Origin of the sequence: Flintibacter muris (assembly GCF_943192995.1) — a bacterium.
Classification (GTDB): Bacteria; Bacillota; Clostridia; order Oscillospirales; family Oscillospiraceae; genus Lawsonibacter; species Lawsonibacter muris.
Map to the genome: position 1 here is coordinate 229,696 of NZ_CALPCP010000002.1, position 22,650 is coordinate 252,345.

At 57.3% G+C, this 22,650-nt stretch carries 24 protein-coding genes and 1 pseudogene; 9 read left to right on the plus strand and 16 right to left on the minus strand.

The genetic code is table 11. From position 1 onward, the window contains the following. Window positions 1-182 precede the first annotated feature (182 nt). Window positions 183-701, plus strand: a complete 519-nt coding sequence (locus NFS22_RS03335) for a hypothetical protein (RefSeq protein ID WP_251316345.1) — start codon at window positions 183-185, stop codon at window positions 699-701. Between the two features lie 188 nt (window positions 702-889). Further along, window positions 890-2,881, plus strand: a complete 1,992-nt coding sequence (locus NFS22_RS03340; RefSeq protein WP_251316346.1) for a pyruvate carboxylase subunit B — start codon at window positions 890-892, stop codon at window positions 2,879-2,881. Between the two features lie 187 nt (window positions 2,882-3,068). On the opposite strand, the gene lysS is transcribed toward NFS22_RS03340, so the two are convergent. The 3 genes from lysS to NFS22_RS03355 form a co-directional block, all read right to left on the minus strand. Next, window positions 3,069-4,574 carry a lysine--tRNA ligase gene (gene lysS / locus NFS22_RS03345; protein WP_251316347.1) on the minus strand — a complete coding sequence of 502 codons (1,506 nt, stop codon included), beginning with the start codon at window positions 4,572-4,574 and terminating at the stop codon, window positions 3,069-3,071. A gap of 24 nt (window positions 4,575-4,598) precedes the next feature. Continuing rightward, window positions 4,599-5,078 carry a transcription elongation factor GreA gene (gene greA / locus NFS22_RS03350; protein WP_251316432.1) on the minus strand — a complete coding sequence of 160 codons (480 nt, stop codon included), beginning with the start codon at window positions 5,076-5,078 and terminating at the stop codon, window positions 4,599-4,601. Window positions 5,079-5,238: 160 nt separating this feature from the next. Continuing rightward, window positions 5,239-5,919: a hypothetical protein gene (locus NFS22_RS03355; RefSeq protein WP_251316348.1), complete on the minus strand. Its 681-nt coding sequence runs from the start codon at window positions 5,917-5,919 to the stop codon at window positions 5,239-5,241. A gap of 117 nt (window positions 5,920-6,036) precedes the next feature. Between NFS22_RS03355 and NFS22_RS03360 the strand changes: the two genes are divergently transcribed. Together NFS22_RS03360 and NFS22_RS03365 are read left to right on the plus strand one after the other, a co-directional pair. After that, complete coding sequence (locus NFS22_RS03360) at window positions 6,037-6,318, plus strand: type II toxin-antitoxin system Phd/YefM family antitoxin (protein WP_251316349.1); 282 nt, start codon at window positions 6,037-6,039, stop codon at window positions 6,316-6,318. Next, window positions 6,305-6,622, plus strand: coding sequence for a type II toxin-antitoxin system RelE/ParE family toxin (locus NFS22_RS03365; RefSeq protein WP_251316350.1), 318 nt, complete (start codon window positions 6,305-6,307; stop codon window positions 6,620-6,622). The genes NFS22_RS03360 and NFS22_RS03365 overlap by 14 nt, the downstream gene beginning before the upstream one ends. A gap of 109 nt (window positions 6,623-6,731) precedes the next feature. On the opposite strand, the gene spoIIR is transcribed toward NFS22_RS03365, so the two are convergent. The 7 genes from spoIIR to NFS22_RS03400 form a co-directional block, all read right to left on the minus strand. After that, on the minus strand, window positions 6,732-7,349 hold the full coding sequence (spoIIR, locus tag NFS22_RS03370) for a stage II sporulation protein R (protein ID WP_251316351.1): 618 nt from the start codon (window positions 7,347-7,349) through the stop codon (window positions 6,732-6,734). 68 nt (window positions 7,350-7,417) lie between these two features. Next, on the minus strand, window positions 7,418-8,269 hold the full coding sequence (gene ispE, locus NFS22_RS03375; RefSeq protein ID WP_251316352.1) for a 4-(cytidine 5'-diphospho)-2-C-methyl-D-erythritol kinase: 852 nt from the start codon (window positions 8,267-8,269) through the stop codon (window positions 7,418-7,420). A 13-nt stretch (window positions 8,270-8,282) separates the two neighbouring features. Beyond that, a complete protein-coding gene (locus NFS22_RS03380) occupies window positions 8,283-9,548 on the minus strand; it encodes a DUF1015 domain-containing protein (protein WP_251316353.1) in 1,266 nt (421 codons plus the stop codon). Window positions 9,549-9,554: 6 nt separating this feature from the next. After that, window positions 9,555-9,779 carry a hypothetical protein gene (locus NFS22_RS03385; RefSeq protein ID WP_251316354.1) on the minus strand — a complete coding sequence of 75 codons (225 nt, stop codon included), beginning with the start codon at window positions 9,777-9,779 and terminating at the stop codon, window positions 9,555-9,557. Window position 9,780: 1 nt separating this feature from the next. After that, window positions 9,781-10,380, minus strand: coding sequence for a bifunctional phosphoserine phosphatase/homoserine phosphotransferase ThrH (gene thrH / locus NFS22_RS03390; protein ID WP_251316433.1), 600 nt, complete (start codon window positions 10,378-10,380; stop codon window positions 9,781-9,783). Between the two features lie 230 nt (window positions 10,381-10,610). Beyond that, window positions 10,611-11,798 carry an aminotransferase class I/II-fold pyridoxal phosphate-dependent enzyme gene (locus NFS22_RS03395; protein WP_251316355.1) on the minus strand — a complete coding sequence of 396 codons (1,188 nt, stop codon included), beginning with the start codon at window positions 11,796-11,798 and terminating at the stop codon, window positions 10,611-10,613. Then, complete coding sequence (locus tag NFS22_RS03400) at window positions 11,795-12,274, minus strand: Lrp/AsnC family transcriptional regulator (RefSeq protein ID WP_251316356.1); 480 nt, start codon at window positions 12,272-12,274, stop codon at window positions 11,795-11,797. Before NFS22_RS03400 ends, NFS22_RS03395 begins: the two co-directional genes overlap by 4 nt. A gap of 239 nt (window positions 12,275-12,513) precedes the next feature. Between NFS22_RS03400 and NFS22_RS03405 the strand changes: the two are divergent. The 5 genes and pseudogenes from NFS22_RS03405 to NFS22_RS03425 all read left to right on the plus strand — a co-directional run. Beyond that, window positions 12,514-12,678, plus strand: a pseudogene (locus NFS22_RS03405) (IS5/IS1182 family transposase); the annotation flags it as partial. A gap of 293 nt (window positions 12,679-12,971) precedes the next feature. Beyond that, entirely contained in the window at window positions 12,972-13,256 is a 285-nt protein-coding gene (locus NFS22_RS03410; RefSeq protein WP_251316357.1) for a DUF6870 family protein, read from the plus strand. Between the two features lie 164 nt (window positions 13,257-13,420). Next, window positions 13,421-15,109: a recombinase family protein gene (locus NFS22_RS03415; RefSeq protein WP_251316358.1), complete on the plus strand. Its 1,689-nt coding sequence runs from the start codon at window positions 13,421-13,423 to the stop codon at window positions 15,107-15,109. Window position 15,110: 1 nt separating this feature from the next. Beyond that, the gene (locus NFS22_RS03420; RefSeq protein ID WP_251316359.1) at window positions 15,111-16,805 is read left to right on the plus strand and encodes a recombinase family protein; all 1,695 of its coding nucleotides are present in this window, start codon (window positions 15,111-15,113) and stop codon (window positions 16,803-16,805) included. 44 nt (window positions 16,806-16,849) lie between these two features. Further along, window positions 16,850-18,352: a recombinase family protein gene (locus NFS22_RS03425; RefSeq protein WP_251316360.1), complete on the plus strand. Its 1,503-nt coding sequence runs from the start codon at window positions 16,850-16,852 to the stop codon at window positions 18,350-18,352. Window positions 18,353-18,749: 397 nt separating this feature from the next. Here NFS22_RS03425 and NFS22_RS03430 read toward each other — a convergent pair whose 3' ends face one another. From NFS22_RS03430 to NFS22_RS03455, 6 genes are read right to left on the minus strand one after another with little or no spacing between them, the layout of a single operon-like run. Then, window positions 18,750-19,808 carry a type IV pilus twitching motility protein PilT gene (locus NFS22_RS03430; RefSeq protein ID WP_251316361.1) on the minus strand — a complete coding sequence of 353 codons (1,059 nt, stop codon included), beginning with the start codon at window positions 19,806-19,808 and terminating at the stop codon, window positions 18,750-18,752. A 24-nt stretch (window positions 19,809-19,832) separates the two neighbouring features. Further along, window positions 19,833-20,276, minus strand: coding sequence for a hypothetical protein (locus NFS22_RS03435; RefSeq protein ID WP_251316362.1), 444 nt, complete (start codon window positions 20,274-20,276; stop codon window positions 19,833-19,835). Next, window positions 20,269-20,739 (minus strand): hypothetical protein, encoded by a 471-nt coding sequence (locus NFS22_RS03440; RefSeq protein ID WP_251316363.1) that lies wholly within the window; start codon window positions 20,737-20,739, stop codon window positions 20,269-20,271. Before NFS22_RS03440 ends, NFS22_RS03435 begins: the two co-directional genes overlap by 8 nt. Continuing rightward, on the minus strand, window positions 20,736-21,221 hold the full coding sequence (locus NFS22_RS03445) for a DUF4860 domain-containing protein (protein WP_251316364.1): 486 nt from the start codon (window positions 21,219-21,221) through the stop codon (window positions 20,736-20,738). The genes NFS22_RS03440 and NFS22_RS03445 overlap by 4 nt, the downstream gene beginning before the upstream one ends. Further along, window positions 21,218-21,541 carry a hypothetical protein gene (locus NFS22_RS03450; RefSeq protein ID WP_251316365.1) on the minus strand — a complete coding sequence of 108 codons (324 nt, stop codon included), beginning with the start codon at window positions 21,539-21,541 and terminating at the stop codon, window positions 21,218-21,220. The genes NFS22_RS03445 and NFS22_RS03450 overlap by 4 nt, the downstream gene beginning before the upstream one ends. Before the next feature lie 6 nt (window positions 21,542-21,547). Next, the gene (locus tag NFS22_RS03455) at window positions 21,548-22,591 is read right to left on the minus strand and encodes a type II secretion system F family protein (RefSeq protein ID WP_251316366.1); all 1,044 of its coding nucleotides are present in this window, start codon (window positions 22,589-22,591) and stop codon (window positions 21,548-21,550) included. Window positions 22,592-22,650: the final 59 nt, after the last annotated feature.

Below are 22,650 nucleotides of genomic sequence, written 5' to 3' on the forward strand. Positions count from 1 at the left end.
GCTTTTATAATCGGGAACAGATCATACATATAGCAATCATCAGATTTGCTGACACGCGTAGGGGCGGCCTTTGGCCGCCCGTCTGTTACAGGCAGGCCTATTTGATTCTGCGGACGGCCACAGGCCGCCCCTACAGCAATTTTGATACTTGCTATAGACCGTTGACAGGAGAAAAGATAGAAATGTGGAACACACTGAAACACGTCAAGAAGTTTACCACCAAATCGGAGCTGGATCAGGTCATCGGCATGCCCATGTTTCAACTGGAAGACCGCCCTGCCTATTATCACGGCAAGGGATTTGTGGTGTACTATTCCCCCAGGTGCTTTCGCGTGGAAGGGATACAGCGGGTGGAGTACGGCGAGCCAGGGGAATATGCGGTTGGGATGTACCACTTTTCCAATACGGAAGCCTTGAAAGCGGGGCTGGGGTTGGACACATTCCCTGTAGATGACGCGGCCCCGCTGGCATATCATACGATAGATGATGTAATCGCCTACGGCGCGACCTTTGATGAAATCCACCGTTGGGTCTGTAAAAATATGCCTGAATATTATCAGGAGGGAGAGACACAGGGATTGGTTGACGGCAAACTGACATTTCTCAACCGGTTCATTTTCTGCGGACCATATGAGCTGTACTTTTATGGAAAATCCAGAAGAACAAAGCTGAGCGGTTTTCAGTTTGTCTTTCAGGAGTGAACGCACCTTGGTCCCCACGCTTTTTTGCACAAGAAACCGCAGAAAAAAGGTCAGAATATTCCGCAGGAGGGACTTGCTTTCTGGGAAGGTTTATACTAAAATATAGAACAAGCGACAAAACGTCCGCCCCAAGGGGCGAGCTTTCCCCGACCCTTTGCTTCCGGGGAGTAATTTGGAGGTCGATTATTATGAGCAAGGCTAATACCAGCAAGACCAGAAAGGTGGGCTTCACCGAAACCGTTCTGCGTGACGCCAACCAGTCCCTGATCGCCACCCGTCTGCCCTACAGCAAGTTTGAGTCCATTCTGGAGACCATTGACAAGGCCGGGTACTACTCCGCCGAGGTGTGGGGCGGCGCCACCTTTGATGTCTGCCTGCGCTATTTGCAGGAGGACCCCTGGGACCGCCTGCGGAAGATCCGCAAGAAGATGCCCAACACCAAGCTCCAGATGCTGCTGCGCGGCCAGAACATCCTGGGCTACAAGCACTACCCCGACGACGTGGTGCGCAAGTTTGTGGAGTACTCCATCAAGAACGGCATTGACATCATCCGCATTTTCGACGCCCTCAACGACGCCCGCAACCTGGAGGTAGCCATTGACGAGACTGTCAAGCAGGGCGGCCACGCCTCCGGCACCATCTGTTTTACCACCAGCCCCGTCCATACCCTGGAGAAGAATGTCCAGATGGTGAAGGACCTGAAGAGCATGGGCGTCAAGTCCATCTGCATCAAGGACATGGCCGGCATCATGGGCCCCAAGGAGGCCTACGACCTGGTGTCCGCCATCAAGGACGCCGTGCCTGAGCTGCCCCTGGTCATCCACACCCACTGCACCACCGGTCTGGCCTTCATGACCTGCCTGAAGAGCGTGGAGGCGGGCGCCGACGTGCTGGACACCGCCATCTCCCCCATGTCCGGCGGCACCGCCCAGCCCGCCACCGAGACCCTGGCCTACGCCCTGCGCTCCCTGGGCTATCAGGTGGATCTGGACGACAAGGTGCTCATCCAGATGGCCGACTACTTCAAGGGCGTCCGGGCCGACTTCATCAAGGACGGCACTCTGGACCCCATCTCCCTGACCACCGATACCCAGTGCCTGAACTACCAGATTCCCGGCGGCATGCTGTCCAATCTGATCTCCCAGCTGAAGATGATGAACGCCATCGACAAGCTGGACCAGGCCCTGGCCGAGACCCCCAAGGTCCGCGCCGACCTGGGCTATCCTCCCCTGGTCACCCCCACCAGCCAGATGGTGGGCTCCCAGGCCGTGCAGAACGTGTTGGCCGGCGAGCGCTACAAGGTGGTGGGCAAGGAGATCAAGGCCTACTGCCGGGGCGAGTACGGCCGCACCCCCGCCCCCATCGACCCCGAAATACAGAAGAAAATTCTGGGCAATACCCCTGTGGTGGAGGGCCGCTTTGCCGACTCCCTGGAGCCCGAATTTGAAAAGACCAAGAAGGAGCTGGGCGCCACCGCCAAGAGCGACGAGGATGTGCTGAGCTACATTGCCTTCCCCCAGGTGGCTATGGCCTTCTTCAAGGATCGGGAGGCCGGCTTCCCCAAGAAGGAGGACCCCAAGAAGGCCGCTGCTGCTCCCGCCGCGCCCAAGGCTGCCGACCTGCCCCCCATGCCCGCATGGCAGGGCCATGTGTACTACGCCAATGTGCCCGCCTCCGCCTCTAACGGCGTGACCGCCCGGCCTATCCAGCCCTTCGCGGCCAGCTATCAACCTCCCCACCTGGTGATGGGCGCCATGGACACCTGCCCCGGCACCTACACCATCACCATCGATGGCAAGGCCTACGCCGTTTCCGTGGCCGCCGCTGACGGACCCGCCCCCGCTGCGGCTCCTGCCGCTCCTGTAGCCGCCGCGCCGGTTGCCGCCCCTGCCCCCGCTCCCGCCGCGGCTCCTGCACCCGCTCCTGCCCCCGCCGCGGCACCCGCTCCCGCCGCGCCTGCCGCTGGTGAGACTCCCGTCCCCAGCCCCATGCCCGGCAACGTGTTCAAGGTGGAGTGCAAGCCCGGCCAGGCCGTGAAGGCCGGCGACGTGCTGGTCATCCTGGAGGCCATGAAGATGGAAATTGAGGTCACCGCCCCTGTGGACGGCACCGTCAAGTCCGTCGCCGCCTCCGTTGGCACCGCCGTCAACACCGACGACCTTCTGGTGACCCTGGGCTAAAATAAAATAGCAGAGGGGACGCGTCTAAGGCGCGTCCCCTTTTCTTGCGTTATGCCATACCAAATCCTTTTCGTTTGTCGTAAATCTGTCGTAAAACCGAAAATCGCACTTACAGGATTGCAATAAATCAAGTCGTTAGCCTTTTTTGATAAAAACAGCGGATTTTTTGAACATTTCACACCGAAATTCAATCCAACGGCTTCATCGTGGGGAAGAGAATCACTTCCCGGATGGAGTCGGAGCCGGTCAGGAGCATGACACAGCGGTCGATGCCGATACCCAAACCGCCCGTGGGAGGCAGTCCGTACTCCAGGGCGGTGAGGAAGTCCTCGTCCATCATGCCGGCCTCGTCATCCCCCCGCTCCCGTTGCTCCACCTGCTTCTGGAAGCGCTGGCGCTGGTCGATGGGGTCGTTGAGCTCGGAGAAGGCGTTGCCCATCTCGCTGTGGCAGATAAACAGCTCGAACCGCTCGGTGAGCCGGGGGTCCTTGGGGGAGCGCTTGGCCAGGGGGGAGACGTCCACCGGGTGCATGGTGATGAAGGTGGGCTGAATCAGCTTCTCCTCCACCTTCTGGTCAAAGCACTCGTACAGGGCGTTGCCCCAGGTCTTGTCCGCAGTCTCGGGCAGCTCCACGCCGATGGACTTGGCGGCGGCCACCGCCTCCTCGTCAGAGGTGATGGCCATAAAGTCGATGCCGCAGTACTGCTTTACTGCCTCGTGCATGGACATGCGGGGCCAGCCGGGGGTCAGATCGATCTTCTCCCCCTGCCACTCCACCTGATAGGTGCCCAGAATCTTCTGGGCGGCGGAGGACAGCAGGTCCTCAAACAGGTCCATCATGTCGTTGAAGTCGGCGTAGGCCTGGTAGAGCTCAATGGTGGTGAACTCCGGGTTGTGCTTGGGGTCCATCCCCTCGTTGCGGAAGATGCGGCCGATCTCATACACCCGGTCCATGCCGCCCACGATGAGCCGCTTCAGAGGCAGCTCGGTGGCGATGCGCATGTACATATCAATGTCCAGGGTGTTGTGGTGGGTGATAAAGGGCCGGGCAGTGGCCCCGCCGGAGATGGTGTTCAGCACCGGGGTCTCCACCTCCATAAAGCCCCGGCCGTCCATAAAGTCACGGACATGCTTGATGAACTGGGAGCGGATAATGAAGTTCCGCTTCACCTCCGGGTTGACAATCAGGTCCACATACCGCTGGCGGTAGCGCAGCTCGGTGTTGGTCAGGCCATGGAACTTTTCCGGGAGGGGCAGCAGCGACTTGGACAGCAGGGTGACGGTAACCACCCGCACGGACATCTCTCCCCGCTGGGTACGGAAAACCACACCCTTCACGCCCACAATGTCGCCAATGTCATACTTTTTAAAGCGGTTATACTCCTCCTCATCCATCTCGTCCTTCCGGGCGTAGAGCTGGATGCGGCCGCTTTTGTCCTGGAGGTCGCAGAAGGACACCTTGCCCATCCCTCGCTTGGACATAAGCCTGCCGGCGATAGACACCTCTTTGCCCTCCAGGGCATCAAAATTGTCCTTGATATTGGCGGAGTCGTTGTCCGCCACGTACCGGGTTATCTGGAACGGGTCGTTCCCGCTCTCCTGGAGCTGCTTGAGCTTGTCCCGGCGGATCTGGAGCAGCTGGGACAGGTTCTCCTGCTCCGGGACTGCGTTCTGGTTGTTCTTCTCGGCCATGTTGACCACTCCTAGTCTTTTATATTATCTTTCGATCTTCAGCAGCTTATATTCCACCGGGCCGGCAGGAGCGTCCACCACCACGTCGTCCCCAGCGTTTTTGCCCAGCAGGGCCTTGCCAAAGGGGGAGTCCTCCGAGATGGCCCCGTTCATGGGATCGGCCTCCTGGGAGCCCACAATTTTGTAGGTCTCCTCCTCGTTAAACTCCTTGTCCAGCACCGTGACGGTGGAGCCCAGGCGGACGTAGTCCCCCTCGGTCTCGTCCTCCTCAATGACCACGTAGTTGGCCAGAATCTCCTCCAGCTCAGCCATTCGGGCGTAGAGCTTGCCCTGCTCATTTTTGGCCTCGTCATACTCGCTGTTCTCCGATAGGTCGCCAAAGGAGCGGGCCTCTTTAATCAGCTCGGCTACCTCCTTCTCCCGGACGGTTTTGAGGTAGTTCATCTCATCCTGCAATTCCTTGAGCCGCTGGTGGCTCAGTTTGTATTCCTTCGCCATGATAATCCGCACACCTTTCTGTTGAACTATGATTAGCGTTCCCGCCCCATAAGGGCGGGAACGGAGCAGATGTCATAATTTCTGACAATCGGGCCGGCCAGCGGGCCGGCCCCTACTGGGTACAATCATACATTCTGTGCTATTATATTGGTTTCCCTCCGGTCTGTCAAGTGATTTTTATGTCTTTTTGGGACAGTTTTCCTCCCTCCCACAGGGCGGCCAGCAGGGGAAGATGCCCCCGGTCCTCCTCCGCCAGAGCGGGGGCTGTGAGTCCCAGCCCGGCCAGGTTGGGTCGGGAGCCAAAGAGCTCCAGGGAGGTTTCCTCCGTCTGGGGACAGCCTGCCTGAAAGGTCAGGGCCACCTGGCCCCGCTCCTCCCGGGGAAGGATGGCCATGCCGAACTCCCGGCGCAGCCAGCCGGCCAGCTCCGGGCCGCCCTGAGGAGCGTCGATAATCAAACTGCGTACCACAGGGCACAGCTCCGCCGCTGTCCAGGCCATATCCCGGTCTGCCCGCAGGCCCCGAAGGGCCACCGTGGCCCGCTGGGGAGACTGTCCCCGGCGCTCCAGGGCCTCCAGCGCCAGGGAGACCGCCTGGCATCGGACAAAGGACTCCGGGTCCACCTGCCGCAGTCCGAGGCGCTCCAACTGGGGCCACCCCGGAAAGTCCGGTGGTGTGAGCAGCCGCAGAACGCCCCCCCGGCGCAGCTCCCGGCCCGCCCGGCGCAGCCGGCGCTCCCCCCAGAAGCCTGCCAGGTCCGCCTCCGCCCGCAGGACGGGCAGGCCATACAACCTGCCCCGGACCGCCTTCCCCCGCCCGCCAGCGGTTAAAACCAGTTGTCCAACCAAAATAATCCCCCCTCTCCACAACAGGGTATGCGGGAGAGGCGGGAAAAATCATCCTTGTATGGATAGCAGTATTGTGCTATAATATAGTCATAATAAAGCAATAAGGAGACGCCTGTTATGAATATTAAACCCAGTGCTGCCATCCGCCAGAATTACAACGAAATCGCTGAGCTGTGCCGCTCCACCGGGGAACCGGTCTACCTGACCAAAAATGGCGAGGGCGACCTGGTGGTTATGGACATCGAGTCCTTTACCCGGAAGGAAAAAATGCTCAAGCTGAAAGAGGAGCTGTTGGCTGTTGAGGAGGACCGGCTTCACGGTGCTAAAGATTATACAGTTGATGAGGTCCTTGCGCAGATGAAGGACGCCATCAACGAGGTGCGTCATGTCGGAGACTAGACAATATCGCGTTGTGGTCTCCAAACGGGCCGCACACCAGCTGGTCAAACACACCGCATTCGCCGCCCGGCTGGAGGGAGCATACGCGCTTAAATTGATGGACGAATTTCAGGCGGCGGCGGATTCGCTGGCAAGTATGCCATATCGGATGCCAGCCTTTGAGGCTGACGAACTTCCGGGCAAACGATACCGAAAAATGGTCTTTGGCAAGTGGTATCTGCTCCTATACAAGATTCAAGATCATACAGTTTATATTGAATACATGATTGATAGCAGGCAGGACTACAAGTGGCTGCTCCCATAAAACAGGCAAGGAAGCCTATCCCAGTCGCAGATGTAAGTGTAAGGGCGGCCAAAGGCCGCCCCTACGGATAGTATCAAACGCGCAATAGGATATTCTCTGGACCGGGCCGCTAGTCAAACAGGCCCTGCAATTCACCCAGCAGTTCCAGGGCCTTGAACTTGAGGACGTAGCCCTCACCCTCTCCGGTGACCAGAGCCCCCTGACCGGGGGTGAAGTATCCGGCCTCCAGGGCCTGGTCTATCGTTTCACTGGCTGCCCCCAGACACAGGGGCGGAAAAGCCACACACCACCAGTTTTGCCCCTTGCCCTCTCCGATGGTCACCCGGAGGGCGGTATAGTTCCCCGCCGGGAGGGCAAAGCCCTCATACTCCTTGGTGGGGAACCAGCAGTCGGTGAGCTGGGCGGTGACAGGATAGTCATAGCCCTGTTCCTCCACCACCTCCCGGCCGGCGGCGGCCAGAGTGTTCAGATGACCCTCCAGCGCGGCCTGGACCTGGGGCAAAGTAGCGTTTTCCGGATAAATTTCCTCCGCCCGGGCCAGCACCCGGTCCCGGACGGCCAGCTTCAAGGCCTGGTCCTCGTCGCTGTCCGAGTTGGCAATGACATGGAAGCGAATGACACTGTCCGCCAGCTCTGTCTGCTCCTTACTCAGCCAGCTGCCCGCCACCACCGCAATCAATACGCCGAACATCAGCGCAATCTCCCAGGTTTTTAACTTTCGGTCCATATATCCTCCCCGGACGAAAAACCGCCCGCACTGTAAATTTCTTACAGTATGGGCGGTTTTCAATCATTTTAAACAGTCCGGGTCAAAAAAACATCTCCGCTGAATTCCAGCAGGCGCTCCTGTGCCTCTTGGGCCAGCGACTCGTTGCTGAAGAGACCGAAGGCGGTGGGGCCGGTGCCGCTCATGCTGGCTCCCAGGGCTCCGCACTGGATCAGCGCATTTTTGATGTCATTTACCCGGGCATGCTGGCGCTCCGGGAGGGCGTCCTCAAAGACATTGTACATCCGCCTGGCCACTCCGGCCAGGTCTCCCGCCTCCAGGGCGGCGATGGCCCCCTGGGTGTCGGGACGGCAGCGGAGCTTTACGCTGTCGATTTTAGCAAAGAGGGCTGGGGTGGAGATGGAGAATTCCGGCTTGCACAGCACTACCCAGCATTTGGGCAGGGAGGGCAGGGGAGTGATAATTTCCCCCCGTCCTTCCGCCAGGGCGGTGCCGCCCAGAACGCAGTAGGGCACATCGGAGCCCACCAGCTCCCCCACCCTGGCAACCATCTCCGGAGAACGGCGCCTGTCCTCTATCACATTCAGCGCCTGGAGGACGGCGGCGGCGTCACTGCTCCCCCCGGCCATTCCGGCGCAGACGGGGATATGCTTGTCGATGGTGATATCCAGCCCCCGGGGCGGCTCGCCCTGGGCCGCCCACCAGCGCAGGGCGGCCTGGGCGGCCAGATTTTTCTCGTTGTTGGGCAGAAAGTGGAGGTTGGTGCTCACACGCAGCTCCCCGGTATTGTTAAACGCCAGGTCCAGAGTGTCGGCCAGCTCCACCGACTGCATAATCATCCGCATCTCGTGGTAGCCGTCGGGACGCCGGCCCAGCACATCCAGGGTCAGGTTCAGTTTTGCGCGGGCCTGTATCTTCACAGAGGCTGCCCCCTTATTTTCTGATTTTTCTGGCCTCCAGATAGAAACGCTTGTCGTGGGCCTCGCCTATGGAGAAGGTCTTTCGGGGCAGCAGGCCATCCTGGACAATGCTGTCAAACAGCCCTTCCCACTCCGGCGCGGTCAGCAGAAAGGCAATGGCATCCTCCCGTTCGCAGGCCAGGGCCCGGGCCTCCGTCTCGCCGTGGATGTAGTCCACCCGGGTCTTGGGGTGGGCGGCTATGTAGTCGTCCAGAAAGCTCTGGAGGGTACCCACCGGAAGGCTGGCCTGGGGCTTGGTGACAGTGACCGTCCCCTGGCTCCACCGGTTGATGACGTAGGACAGGGAGTGCCCCTCCCCATCGCCCTGCACGGCGGAGGGATAATGGTCCATCAGGGCCTCCAGCAGCTCCTCTGGCTTTACGCCGAACACCACCCGGTGAATGGCCCCGATCTCCACCGAGCCGTCGTAGAAGTTGACCAGCTCACACAGGGCGTACCGGGAGGGCAGATCGGGCCACTGGGATGGGTCGGTCAGCCCCTTGCGCCGCTCGTAGCAGGCCTTGGCGGCGGCCAGGGAGTGGTTGCCGTCCCCCACCACAAAGAGCAGGCCGTCCCGCTCCCGGTCCGCCCACTCCTTCCAGTACCGGATGGCCTGGGCGGTCTGTTCCTGCTGCTCCTGGGTGAGCAGCCAGCCTTTTATGTGGCCGCCCCCCTCCATCAGCTCAAAGTTATAGAGTAGCTCCATCTCATCCGTCTGGCTGGACAGGGGCGGGATAATGTCGTTGCAGTCGGCCAGCACCATGGCGTGGGGCAGTTCAATGGGGGCGTTTTTTCGCACCGCCACCCGAGGCGGAATGCGGGACATCACCGTGCCCTCGGTGGCCCGGATGGCGGAATGGGACCCGGGTTCGTAATCATACTGCTCCAGGTCCACCATGCCCACCAGTCCCCGGCGGACCCAGCCGTTGGACAGGGTGCGCTCCACATAGATCAGGGCGTCGGGGTATTCCTGGAACCGGCCCTCCCGGAGATAACGGCTCATGTTGCTGTTGATCTCCATAATGTCCGTCTCCACGCTGGGACCCTCCAGGCAGCTCTCGGGCAGAATCAGCCGCAGAGTGGAGGGAGCCCGGCCCACCCGTTCCTCCACCCGCTGCCAATACTCGGGCCGGGAGGTGTACTGGTCGCAGGCCACCACCGACCACAGGGTCAGGTCACAGTTACGGGGCAGCAAGATGTCGGCGGGCTGGAAGGGCAGCCCTTCAAAATAGTTTGTCATAGCTTATCACTCATTTTCACTTTTCTGTGTTTGACTCAGAGCCTTTTCCAACTGGTCCAGCCGGTTCATAATCTTCTGATAGGCCGAAAGAAACGCTGTGACCACGCCCGCCAACAGGAGAGCGCCTGCTACAAGAATGGCCCACTCCCCGATCAACATTCCAAGCCAGCCCAACAGGGCAAAAGCGGGAATGGCGAGGATGAACACGATCAGCAGCACGGTCCAGAACATATTATAACACTCCCTCAATGGCGGCAAGCAGGGCGTCGAATTCCTCAAAGGCGGGCAGCTCGGGGTGGGCGGCCTTGATGGCGTCAGTGGACTTGAACAGGAAGCCCGCCTTGCTGGCCTGGATCATGCCCAGGTCGTTGAAGCTGTCCCCGGCGGCAATGGTATCGTAGCCCATGGATTGCAGGGCCCTCACCGTGGTCAGCTTGGACTTCTCACAGCGCATTTTGTAGCCGGTGATGGCTCCGTCCTCCCCCACCTCAAGGGTGTTGCAGAAGATGGTGGGCCAGTTCAGCTTTTCCATCAGGGGCTTGGCGAACTGCTCAAAGGTGTCGCTCAAAATGACCACCTGGGTCTCGGCGCGCAGCTTGTCCAGGAACTCCTTGGCCCCGGGCAGGGGGTCGATCTTAGCGATGACCGCCTGGATTTCCTTCAGGCCAAGGCCGTGTTCCTTCAAAATCCCCAGCCGCCAGGTCATCAGCTTGTCGTAGTCGGGCTCGTCCCGGGTGGTGCGGCGCAGCTCGGGAATACCGCTGGCCTCAGCAAAGGCGATCCAGATCTCAGGGACCAGTACGCCCTCCATGTCTAAGCATACAATGTTCATCATGCTCCATCCTTTCTAACATTGAGCTCCCCCAGCCCCTCCCAGAGAAAGCTCCCGGCAAAGGGTTGCACCCAGGCCCCCTTCGCAAAGGGGGCTCCGCCCGGGGGGCGGTGGGAGTTTTCTCCGAAAGACGGTTGCTTTTCGATTTGGGAAAACCCTCCGTCATTTGCTTCGCAAGTGACACCTCCCTTTGCGAAGGGAGGCTTTTTCGTCTGCGGGCGGGATGCAGGTTACCCCTCTCTCCCCTGTTTCCGCCTCAAATTAGTGAGGAAGTTGTCCATTCGGGCAATGGACTCGGCGATATCCTTCATAGAGGCGGCGTAGCAAGCCCGGACAAAGCCCTCGCCGCCGGGACCAAAGGCGGAGCCGGGGATGACGGCCACCTTCTCCTCCAAAAGGAACTTTTCGCAGAACTCCTCTGAGGTCAGGCCGGTGGAGCGGATGTCAGGGAAGACATAGAAGGCCCCCTTGGGCTCGAAGCAGTCCAGGCCAATACGGTTGAGATTTTCCACCAGGTAGCGGCGGCGGCGGTCGTACTCCTCCCGCATGTGTTCAATGTCGCCGTCGCCGCTGCGCATGGCCTCCACGGCGGCGTACTGGCTGGTGGTGGGGGCGGACATGATGCCGAACTGGTGCAGCTTGGTCATGGCCGCAATGATGGGCTTGGGGGCGCAGACGTAGCCCATGCGCCAGCCCGTCATGGCGTGGCTCTTGGAGAAGCCGTTGACTACAATGGTCCGGTCATACATACCCGTCAGATTGGCGGGGGAGATATGTCGGCGGCCGTAGGTCAGTTCGGCGTATATCTCGTCGGAGATGACCATGATATCGCTGCCCTCCAGCACCTGGGCAATGGCCTCCAGGTCCTTGCGGTCCATGGTGCCCCCGGTGGGGTTGCAGGGGAAGGGCAGTACCAGTACCTTGGTCTTATCCGTGATGGCCGCTTTCAGCTCCTCCGGGGTGAGGCGGAACTGATTTTCCGCTTTCAGCTCCAGGTATTTGGGCACGCCCCCCGCCATCTCGGCCAGGGGACCGTAGCACACGAAGGAGGGGGTGGGGACAATGACCTCGTCCCCCGGATTGACCAGCACCCGCAGAGCCAGGTCAATGGCCTCGCTGCCCCCCACGGTGACCAGGATCTGGCTGGCATAGTCGTACTGGAGGTCGAACCGGCGGTTCAGATAGGCGGAAATCTCCCGCCGCAGCTGGAGCATGCCGGCGTTGGAGGTATACTTGGTGTGGCCTCGCTCCAGGGAGTAGATGCCCGCGTCCCGGATGTGCCAAGGGGTGACAAAGTCGGGCTCGCCGATGCCCAGGGAGATGGCGTCAGTCATCTCCTCCAGGATGTCAAAGAACTTGCGGATGCCGGAGGGCTTGATATTTTGTATTTTTTGATTGAGAATGCTGTCATAATTCATACGAAGATGTACTCCCTTTCCTCCGGGTCCTGGGGACGGAACACCAGATGCTTTTCCTTGTATTTTTTTAGTATAAAGTGGGTGGCCGTTCCCGTGACCCCCTGGATGGGGGCCAGCCGCTCTCCCACGAACTGGGCCACCTCCCGCAGGGTGCGGCCCGAGATGATAACGGTCAGGTCGAAGGACCCACTCATAAGGTACATACTCTCCACCTCGTCATACTGGTAGATGCGCTCGGCAATGCGGTCAAAGCCGTCAATGGACTGGGGGGTGACATTGACCTCAATGAGGGCGGTTACCGTCTCCTTGCGCACCCGGTCCCAGTCGATAATGGCCTGATAGCCCAGGATAGTACGGTCGTCCTCATATTGCTTGACGGCGACCTTGGCCTCCGCCTCGGTCATTCCTGCGGCGGAGGCCAGCGCCGAAATGGGCATGGTGCAGTCCTGCTCCAGCAGTTCCAGCAGTTTTTCCATGATATTCCTCCTCATCATGTGGTTAGTATTTCACTAGCTTACATTATACACGCTGTTGTGACGAAAAACAATCCCAAACACAAAATAAGTCCCCGGTTTTCACCGGGGATTCCGTGACACTATGCAGCCAGCTTATTGTACAAGCATTAGATAGTGTCTACACAAGATAAGGGGATTGTGATAGAATGGAAGTATCTTAAAAGACAGGGGAGAGGAAGATGAAACCCGTGATTTAGCCGAAGAAGAATCGGAAAGAACAGCGCGACTACGATAAATATCTCTATAAGCTGCGTCACTTGGTAGAAAACTGCTTTCTATCCCTGAAACGCTGGAGGGGCATTGCCACTCGCTGCGCCAAAACCTCAGATGCTTTTATCGCTGCGGTACACGTTCGCTGTATCGCGCCTCTACATCAGACGATATGCGTTGACAGCAGTACGATTTTCTGCCGGGACAATGCGCTTTGGAACACTTGGCTGATATTTTCAAAGACAAGGTTCTATAGCTCCTTGCGCTCCTTCCTTTTCCGAATCACAAAAAAGAATGTGAAACCGATTAACGTTGCATATTTAGCACTCACTGATATGGATATAGGCTTAAAAGCTATAGGCCATCGACAAATCCCGCTGGATTTTTAAACTGGGAACAAGGGAATTGTCGATGGTCTTGCCGTTTCAGCTGTTTGGAGAAATCGGCTATGCACCGAATGAAAAGGGAAATTTTGGTCAATACTGATGGAGGAAACGGGGGTGAACCAATGTCAAGCACACAGAGCAGGGAGGAACTTCTGGATTCCCTGGTCGATATTCGTTCCGTGAAGATTGACCCTGCGCAGCCTGTTGAGGAGCGTATGAAATCCTATGTGGAACAGATCAAGAACCCGTATATGTTCAAGGTCGGCGGTACGGTGGTTCGTGTTTCCTATGCCAATACGCAGGCAACAATCAACGATAATTTTGTAAATCTGTTGTCGAGTATGTAGGTTAGATATGGAGTAATTGGAAAATACTGTCTGATTGGAGTTTCATATTTCACTGGACTTTTGTGTAGTGGTATGTTATCATCGAAATGGACAAAATCACGCGAAACACCACCCTTGTGTTTTCCGATTATTGGGCAGGGAATATCACAAAGGAGTGGTGACTGATGTTGAAATTATCTTTAGACAGGCATTATAGAGCCGCCATCTACCTGAGATTATCCCGGGAAGATGGCGACTTTTCTTGTTCCAGCGAGAAACTTGAAAGCAACAGTATCTCAAACCAGAGATTGGTGATTATGGACTTTCTCAAAAAGTGCCCGGAAATCACATTTGTCAGGGAATATTGTGACGACGGCTATACTGGCGCCAATTTTGACCGTCCGGATTTTCGGAAGATGATAGAAGCGGTCCAAAGAGGTGAGATAGACTGTATTGTTGTGAAAGACCTTTCCCGCTTTGGCCGAGAGTATATTGACTCCGGGGCCTATATTCAAAAACTGTTTCCCGTACTTGGAGTCCGGTTTATCGCAATCAACGACAATTACGACAACGCCCAGCCTGGGGCGGCGGACGATGAGCTGATCCTGCCGTTCAAAAATTTGATGAACGATTCCTATTGCCGGGATATTTCCATTAAGGTGAGAAGCAACCTGGAGGCGAAACGTCGGAACGGTCAGTTTGTGGGAAGCAAAGTTGTCTATGGATATATGAGAGCCCTGGACAACAAAAATTTGCTGGTCATTGACCCGGAAGCGGCTGCTGTGGTTCAGGATATATTTCGCTGGAAAATTGATGGGCAGTCTCCGGCACAAATCGCGGACAGGCTCAATCGCAATCACATCCCGTCGCCAATCGAGTATAAGAAGGGGAAAGGGTCAAAGCAGCGAACCAGCTTCCAGACGAAAGAGGTTGCACAGTGGAGCGCGGTGGCGATTTACCGCATTCTGAGAAATGAAATGTATATCGGTACACTTGTCCAAGGGAAAACGACTTCACCCAATCATAAGGTGAAAAAGACGGTGCGCAAGGCGCCTGAAGAGTGGTGCAGAACAGAACACGCCCATGAGGCCATCATAGCACCAGCACAGTTTGACCTGGTTCAGAGACTTATGCAGGATGATACGCGAAGTCCCGCAGGAGCAAACGGTGTGCATCTGTTTTCCGGCAAAGTTTTTTGTGCGGACTGCGGCAGTGCAATGGTGCGGAAGGTTTCTCACACGAATGGGTACGAATACACATATTTTATTTGCGGTGGAAACAAGGCTGACAAACATCTCTGCTCCAGCCACATGATTCGGGAACGCACCGTTTATGATGCTGTGCTGGCTGTCATACAAGCTCAGATCGCTGCTGCTATGGATATGTCGGCAGCACTGCGGCAGGTGGACAGCCTTGCGTGGGAAAACCGGGAGTTAGAGCGGATCAAGTCGAAACGTGCGTTCCAAGAGGAGATTGCAGACAAAAACAGGCGTCTGAAGGCCGGAGCATATGATGACTTCAAAAATGGGTTTATCAGCAGAGAGGACTATAAAACCTTTACAGAACAGTTTGAACGTCAAATTCGGGCGGCCATGGACGCGATTGCACAGCTGGATCAGGAGCGGAACAGCATTATGGGCGGTCTGGCAAAGCAGCAGGGCTGGCTGTCTCAATTTGCGAAGTATGAGAACATTCAGGAGCTTTCCAGAAACAGTGTGGCGGCTTTAGTTGACCGTATCGAGATTCGTGAGAACAAGGATATTGATGTGTGTCTTCTGCACAGAGACCACTTCGCCTCCATTGTGGCATTTTTGAGTGAGCAGCAGTTTAGGCGAGATGCAAAGATCATTCCCCTTGGGAGGGAGGCGGTATAGCATGGCGCGTGTATCAAGAAAGCGGAAAAACATCCCAATCAATGAGACGGCCTCCCACATTTGGAGAACTGCGCTCTATGTTAGACTATCTGTAGAAGATAACGGAAAAGATGCCGATTCGATTGAGAACCAAATCGCGTTCCTGGAATCCTATGTTTCTGGGTGTCCGGATTTGAGTAAGATTGAGTTGTTCGCGGACAACGGCTTCACCGGCACAAATTTCCAGCGGCCCGAGTTCAACCGGATGATGAAGGCGGTTCAGTCTGGTGTGATCGACTGCATTGTGGTGAAAGACTTGTCCCGCCTGGGCCGGAATTATATTGAGACATCGCAGTTTATTGAGAAAATCTGTCCTTTCTATGGACTGCGCTTTATTGCGGTAAATGACAGCTTTGATACGGCAGCGGTCACAAACGCGGCACAGCTGTCTATGGCGCTGTCCAACATCGTAAACGATTATTATGCAAAGGACATCTCCCGCAAAGTAACCTCTGCTCTGCAAACAAAAATGGAGCGGGGCGACTATATCGGAAACTATGCGCCTCATGGGTACTGCAAAGATCCGGAAAACAAGAATCATTTGGTCATTGACCCGGAGACCGCCCCGGTCATTCGCCAGATATTCCTATGGCGCTCTGAGGGCGTCAGTTACATGGGGATCAACCGGCGGCTCAATAAGGCCGGTATCCCATCTCCTGGGCAATACCGGCTGGAACACGGGATTCAAACCAACAATAACCGCAAAGGCCGCCCCGTCCTCTGGAACAAGCACATGGTCACAGAAATCTTAAATAACATTGTTTATATCGGCCACCTCGCCCAGAAGAAGGGAAGCCAATGTCTCTATGCAGGGATTGCGTATCATATTACCAGCGAGAGCGACTGGATCATTGCGGAGAATACCCATGAACCCATTATCAGCAGGGATCTATTTGAAACGGTACAGAAAATCAACAGGGAGACTGCGGAACGCATCAAAAAGAATTCCGGTAAATATGCCCATCTCCCCAGGGAGAAAAATATTTTTGGGAAGAAATTCACCTGTGCTGGCTGTGGAGCTGTGCTGAAGCTCCATCGGTCCTTCAGCACAAAGCGGGACAAGGCGTATTTCACGTTCAAATGCCCGACTTATGCAGAACACGGAGCCAAGGGATGTTCGGATATCAAAATACGAAAAGCAGATTTGGATGCGGCAGTGTTTTCGTTTATCAAGGCGCAGATGGCCGTATTTATTGATATGGAACGCACCTTGCAACGTTTGCTGGCAGTTAAGGCAGGGAGCTTTGAGCAGGGCCATGCCCGGTCAAGGCGTAAAGCACTGCAACAGAAACTGGAAAACAAAAAGTCTATCCTGAGCGGTCTGTATGTGGACTATAAGGAAGGGCTGTTATCCCGACAGGATTACCTTTTTACCCGGGAGAGTATTGATGCAGACATCCATAAAATCGAAGGGGAACTGGCGGAACAGAAAAGCGCGAACAGCAAAACCCATGATCTGCTGCTTGGGAAGATGAAGTGGCAGGATATGATTCGGAAATTTCAAGGCGCCGCCGGTCTGTCTTCCGAGATGGTCGAGGCTTTTGTGGAGACGGTAAAACTGCATCAAGACGGCAGCTTGGAGATCAAGCTAAATTATATGGACGAATTTGCTGCCCTTATGGATGCCTGTGAACAAATCCGAAAGGAGAGTGCGTGATGAAGCAGCAGGTAGCAATTTATTTACGGCTCTCACAGGAGGACATGGACAAACGAACCAGTCAGATCAAAGATGAGAGCAACAGCATTTCTGCACAGCGGCTTTTGATTACCCGTCACTTGGACCAGAACCCATCGCTGTGCAATTTCCTGCGTCTGGAATTTTGTGATGACGGATATACGGGCACCAGCTTTAACCGTCCGGAATTTTCCAGGATGATTGAGCTGGTCAAGCGTGGGGAGATTAGCTGTATTGTGGTCAAGGACCTGTCCCGGTTTGGTAGAGACTATCTGGAAGTCGGAGACTACCTGGAACATATTTTTCCATTCCTCGGCGTTCGATTTGTGGCGATCAACGACCACTATGACAGCATGAAGCATTCCGGGAAGACCATCGGGATGGATGTTGCGTTTAAGAACTTGATTTATGACTACTATTGCAAAGACCTCTCAAAAAAAGTGAAGTCGGCAATGGGGATGAAGCAGAGGGAGGCACGCTACGTCAGCTGTGCCCCCTATGGCTATCAAATCTGCCCTACCGAAAAACACCAGCTGGTGATCGACCAGGAAGCGGCTGTCATTGTCCGCCGCATTTTTTTGGATATGATTGCCGGGAAAACGACCAGCCAGATTGCAAAGGAACTGAACAGCGAGAGAGTCGCAACTCCAGCCGAACACAAATCCATCCGCCGCAGGGCAGACCACAAAGCGCCCCAGTGGACGCATCACATGATTTTGAACATCATCCAAAACCTGAAATACACCGGAACGATGGTAAATCACACACGGGAAAGCCGGCATATCCGGGATGGGAACCAGCGGCGTGTTCCAAAGGAAGAGTGGTATTTTCGGGAAAACGCCCATGAGGCGATTGTCACGCTGGAAGAGTTCAATCTGGCACAGGAGGCCATCAGCCGCAGAAGAAAAACGGTTCGTTCGCAGCACGATCAGTCTGACAGAATATATTTTTGCGGTCACTGTGGAAGGAAGCTGGAAAAGGCAAATGGAACATCCTTTTCCTGTCCGTCTCACCGATACCATTCTGTAAGCCCTTGTGAGGAGGTGCGGTGGCGGAAGGATGCTCTGGAAGATGCTGTTTTTGAGGCCCTGAAGGTTCAAATCGAGGTCGCTCGGATCGAAACCGCCAATGTCAAATCTGCTGCTCAAAATAAGGGAAGCAGTCTGCAATGTCAGCTTGCAGCTCTGCACACACAGTATGATGCTTGCGGAAGAGAAAAGCTATCACAATATGAAGCCTTTCGAGAGGGCAGAATTACGGATGAAGAATTTTTGTTCAGCCGTGACCAGCTGACCTTGAAGCAGAAGATCTTGAAAGAGCAGATCGCAGAATGCGAAAAGCAGCAGGAAGCGAATCAGCAGGCGATGGAAACTTTGGATGAAAAGCAGAGGTCGGTAAATCATTTGAACCGGCTGACAGAAAAACAGCTTCGAGACCATCTTTATGATGCCATTGAGCGTATCGTTGTCTATGGCCCCGGCGAGATTGAGATTGTCTGGAAATTTCAAGATACCTTGGCCAGCGCATAGAGCAGGCGGCTGGGCAGTGCTTCAAGCCGGTTTAAGACCTGATTTATCGTTTCCCTGTTTTGTCCAATATGGTTTACGATGTTGAGTTGAGGATATGCGGCGTTTCTATACTCCAATACAGCAAGAACAGAAACGCGCTTTTTTATGCACTCATATCATTGCGGTGCCTTCAAAGCAGATCACCGGAGCTACAAAAAAGATGGCCTAAATGATGGAAAACGGCCTGGATGATGAGGAGGAGGCTTAAAGGCTCACAGTAAAACGCAAAAATCCCGGCCATAAGGCCGGGATTTCGAGCAATATTCAAAATTGCTGACAGCCGGGGCTGCAGAGGCAGCCAAAGGCCGCCCCATGTATGGCAGCAAATCTGACGATTACTGTAAATTGCCCAAATAGCCTATCCCAAACGGCGGCGAAGCTGTTCCGGATTGTCGGAGTACTCCAGAGCCGTCTCCGCTGTGATCTCTCCCGCCTTGCACAGGGCCATGATGGACTGGTCCATGGCGATCATGCCCTCCGCCCCTCCGGAGGCGATAACGTTGTCGATCTGGTGGCTCTTGTTGTCCCGGATCAGGCTGCGGATGGCGCTGTTGACATGCATGATCTCGTAGGCGGGCACCATGCCGCCGTTTTTGTCGGGCAGCAGCTGCTGAGACACCACCGTGCGCAGCACCATGGACAGCTGGGCCCGGATCTGCTCCTGCTGGCCGCTGGGGAAGGAGTCCACAATGCGGTCCACCGTATTCACGGCCCCCTTGGTGTGGAGGGTGGCAATCAGGAGGTGGCCTGTCTCCGCCGCCGTCATGGCGGTGTGGATGGTCTCCCGGTCCCGCATTTCGCCAAGGAGGATTACGTCCGGGGCCTGGCGCAGGCAGGCCCGCAGGGCGGCCAGATAGTCCTCGGTGTCAATGGCGATCTCCCGCTGGCTGACGATACTCTTGGCGTTGCGGTGGAGGTACTCAATGGGGTCCTCCAGGGTGATGATATGCCCGCTGCGGGTCTGGTTGATGCGGTTGATCACGCAGGCCTGGGTGGTGGATTTTCCGCTGCCCGCCGTGCCGGTGACCAGCACCATGCCGTGGGTCAGACTGGCCAGCTCCATTACCTGGGGCGGGATGTGCATGGTCTGCCAATCCGGGATGCCGAAGGCCACCACCCGGACTACCGCGGCCATGGAGCCGCGCTGGCGGTAGGTATTCACCCGGAACCGGGCCAGGCCGCCCACGGAGAAGGAGAAGTCGTCATCTCCATCCCGCATATAGTTGTCCATAGGCCTGCCGGCCTGAGTGTAGAGCTGGGTAATCAACTCCTCCGCCGTCTCGGGGAAGATGCGCTCCTCCCCGATGGGGATCATCTTCTTGTCCAGCTTCTCACACACCGGACCGCCTGCCACAATAAACAGGTCGGAGGCCTTGTCATCCACCGCCCGTTTTAAATAATCCAACAGCTGTGCCATAGCGCAACTCCTTTTCTTATGTGTTCAGAACAGTTCCCCGTCCCAGATATCCAGGCTGTCGTCGTACTCCCACGCGCCCACGGCCGCAGCCTGCCAGCGCAGAATGCTGTAACTGCCGTCCGCCGGGTTCACCAGCACCTCCACCTGGAGCTCCTGGGTGTCAGAGATGGGGATCTCATAGGTGTAGCGGATCATCAGGGGACTATGCCAGGAGTCCTCCTGATGGCTCTCCGCCTCCACCGGCACCTCGCCGTTTCTCAGCCGGGCCAGAATTTCCTGGGCCTTGCAGTCAGCCTCGTAGTAGCCGCTCACCGCCTCAGCCGCCGCGTCTCCCAGGCGCACGTCCGCCCGGACGGTGGACAAACTCAGCAGGGCAAACACCGTCAGGGCCAGCACGGCGAAGACCACCAGCAGGGAGGACCCGCCCAGCGCCGGGGGGGAAAAGCTCTCTTTTTTCCGCTCAGCCATGGGCGCTCACCTCCTGCCAGGCCACCTCAATCTCAAAAATGCGGGTAATCTCCCCGTCTGCGGGGGCGACGGACTCCACATAGACCTCTGCCTTGCCCAGGCCGGGAATTGCGCTGTCCAGCTCGCTGACCCGGGCGAAATAGTACTGCTTTCCCGAGCTGAGGGACTGGCCGCCCTCAATCAGCTCCCAATTTTCGTCAAACCGGGCCGTATAATCGCCCTGGTCGGTGGCAAGGCTCTGTCCGGTCACGGTGCACAGGGCCTCGCCCGGGTCTCCGCCGTTGCTGCGCAGGGCCTCCGCCACATTCTGGCACAGGAGCACCGCCCGGTCCTGGGCCTCTCCACCCTTGGACATGCTGTCCGACTTGACAAAGGCCTGAAGGCACAGAGCAGCGGCCAGGGCAAATACCAGCAGCATAACCATCTGCTCCATCATAGCCAGGGGCGCTTTACTTCTTGTCATGCGTCAATCCCCTCCCCGCTCCGCAGATTCAACAGGAGGGTATCCTTTACTCCGCCGGGGGCGGTGATTTCCACCGTCAGCAGCTGCTCCTCCAGCGACAGCGCAAAGCCCTCCGACTCCACCAGCTGTCTGCCGTCGCCGGGCACCATGGGCTCCCCGCACCAGGTGTACAGCTCCCACAGCCAGCCGTCGTACTGATAAATATAGGTGATGTACTCGGCCTGGGCGTCCAGAATCAGGGTCTGCACGCCCTCAATATTCTCCACCACAATGCCGCCGTATCCGGCGTCGGCCTGCCTCACCTTGGTGGTGATGTACTGTACGCCTGTGCGCCGGTCAAAGGCGGCCTGATCCCGCGCTGTCAGGCGGCGGTAGGCGTCCGCCCCGGTGAGCAGCACCGCCAGCACGCAGGCTGCGAATACCCCAAAGAGCAGCAGGGCGGCCAGTCCGTCAATATGATGTTGTATGGGTTTTTGTTTCATGGCTCATTCACCAGCACTGTAATGTCCGGCATCAGATTGTCGGCAAACACGCTGTAAAACACCGTGTACCGCTCCTCGTCCACCTGGACGCCGTAGCGCTCCTTTAAATAGTCCAGATTGGGGGGATAAACCCCCTCTGTGGCGTAGCAGGCCACGCAGCCCCGGCGCAGGGCCTCCTCCAACTGGCGCTGGTCCTCCGCCTCATGGCCGCTGTTCAGGCTGTTCAAGGCGGTGGAGAAGGCTACCAGCACCACAACGCAGAACGCGGGCAGCAGCAGGCCGCGCAGCAGCCCCCCCCAGGGCGTTTTTTTTCTCTTCATAGCCCGTCACCCAATGGCCGACATGATGTGCATCAAGGGCAGCATCACCGACAGCAGAATCAGTCCCACCAGAATGGAGCACACCAGCACCAGGGCGGGCTCCACCCGGCTCACCTGTTCCTCCAGAGCCAGCTCACTGTCCTCCGACAGGCCGGCGGCAATCTTCTCCATGGCGGAGTCTCCCGCGCCTCCCCGCTGACCCAGCTCCAGCAGACGGCATGGGCCGGCGGGCAGCAGGCCGCTGTCCTTCATGGCGGTGCTCACCCGCTCCCCCCGGTCCAGCCGGGCCCGGCAGTCCAGGCAGCGCGCCTTGGCCTGGGGTACGTCCTCCATCAGGCCGGAGGCCAGCTCCACCGCCTCCTCCAGGGGCATTCCGCTGGCCATACCCATAGCCAGGGCCTGGGCCAGGCGGGCGTCGTTCATCTTACGGGCAATGCCCTTGTCACCCCGGCTGCCCCGCCACAGGCCGGTAACCTTCTCCCGAAAGGCGGGCAGGGCGGCAAAGGCGGCCAGCAGGGCCACCAGGGCGGCCAGCACAACCCACAGCACAGGCATAGCCCCGTCCAGCACCTGTCCCAGGGCCAGCAGTCCCCCGGCTACACCGGTGAGCCGCCCGCCCAGGGAGGCGTACACGTCGTTGAAGATGGGCAGCACCCGCACCAGCAGCACCGCAATTACCACAAGCATGAGCAGCAGCATCACCGCCGGATAGAGCAGGGCGCTCTTGATGCGCCGGTCCAGCCGGGCCCGGCCCTCGTAGTACCGGGCCAGGGCGGCCAGGGCCTCCTCAGTGCGGCCGGCCCGCTCGCCTACCTCCACCAGTCCGCAGACATAGACGGGGAACCGCCCCGTCTCCTTCATGGCGGCGGACAGCGACGCGCCGCAGTCCACCTGATCGGCCATGGCGGCCAGCATGGGGCCATAGGCCTTGTCGCTCTCCTCGGCCAGCAGCGTGAGGGCGTCTCCCGTCCCCACACCGGCGTGGAACAGCATCGACAGCTCCAGGCACAGGGAGGAAATCGCCTCATGGGAAATGATGTTCTTGTCCATGAAATGACTCCAATCTACTTTTATGATGTGTGTATGTAAAATGGGCTTGCAAAAGCCGC

Coding starts and splice junctions, on each gene's coding strand:
- NFS22_RS03335 (WP_251316345.1), top strand. CDS start 183: ATGTGGAACACACTGAAACACGTCAAGAAGTTTACCACCAAATCGGAG.
- NFS22_RS03340 (WP_251316346.1), top strand. CDS start 890: ATGAGCAAGGCTAATACCAGCAAGACCAGAAAGGTGGGCTTCACCGAA.
- lysS (WP_251316347.1), bottom strand. CDS start 4,574: ATGGCCGAGAAGAACAACCAGAACGCAGTCCCGGAGCAGGAGAACCTG.
- NFS22_RS03360 (WP_251316349.1), top strand. CDS start 6,037: ATGAATATTAAACCCAGTGCTGCCATCCGCCAGAATTACAACGAAATC.
- NFS22_RS03365 (WP_251316350.1), top strand. CDS start 6,305: ATGTCGGAGACTAGACAATATCGCGTTGTGGTCTCCAAACGGGCCGCA.
- spoIIR (WP_251316351.1), bottom strand. CDS start 7,349: ATGGACCGAAAGTTAAAAACCTGGGAGATTGCGCTGATGTTCGGCGTA.
- NFS22_RS03380 (WP_251316353.1), bottom strand. CDS start 9,548: ATGACAAACTATTTTGAAGGGCTGCCCTTCCAGCCCGCCGACATCTTG.
- NFS22_RS03385 (WP_251316354.1), bottom strand. CDS start 9,779: ATGTTCTGGACCGTGCTGCTGATCGTGTTCATCCTCGCCATTCCCGCT.
- thrH (WP_251316433.1), bottom strand. CDS start 10,380: ATGAACATTGTATGCTTAGACATGGAGGGCGTACTGGTCCCTGAGATC.
- NFS22_RS03395 (WP_251316355.1), bottom strand. CDS start 11,798: ATGAATTATGACAGCATTCTCAATCAAAAAATACAAAATATCAAGCCC.
- NFS22_RS03400 (WP_251316356.1), bottom strand. CDS start 12,274: ATGGAAAAACTGCTGGAACTGCTGGAGCAGGACTGCACCATGCCCATT.
- NFS22_RS03410 (WP_251316357.1), top strand. CDS start 12,972: ATGCACCGAATGAAAAGGGAAATTTTGGTCAATACTGATGGAGGAAAC.
- NFS22_RS03415 (WP_251316358.1), top strand. CDS start 13,421: ATGTTGAAATTATCTTTAGACAGGCATTATAGAGCCGCCATCTACCTG.
- NFS22_RS03420 (WP_251316359.1), top strand. CDS start 15,111: ATGGCGCGTGTATCAAGAAAGCGGAAAAACATCCCAATCAATGAGACG.
- NFS22_RS03425 (WP_251316360.1), top strand. CDS start 16,850: ATGGACAAACGAACCAGTCAGATCAAAGATGAGAGCAACAGCATTTCT.
- NFS22_RS03430 (WP_251316361.1), bottom strand. CDS start 19,808: ATGGCACAGCTGTTGGATTATTTAAAACGGGCGGTGGATGACAAGGCC.
- NFS22_RS03435 (WP_251316362.1), bottom strand. CDS start 20,276: ATGGCTGAGCGGAAAAAAGAGAGCTTTTCCCCCCCGGCGCTGGGCGGG.
- NFS22_RS03440 (WP_251316363.1), bottom strand. CDS start 20,739: ATGACAAGAAGTAAAGCGCCCCTGGCTATGATGGAGCAGATGGTTATG.
- NFS22_RS03445 (WP_251316364.1), bottom strand. CDS start 21,221: ATGAAACAAAAACCCATACAACATCATATTGACGGACTGGCCGCCCTG.
- NFS22_RS03450 (WP_251316365.1), bottom strand. CDS start 21,541: ATGAAGAGAAAAAAAACGCCCTGGGGGGGGCTGCTGCGCGGCCTGCTG.
- NFS22_RS03455 (WP_251316366.1), bottom strand. CDS start 22,591: ATGGACAAGAACATCATTTCCCATGAGGCGATTTCCTCCCTGTGCCTG.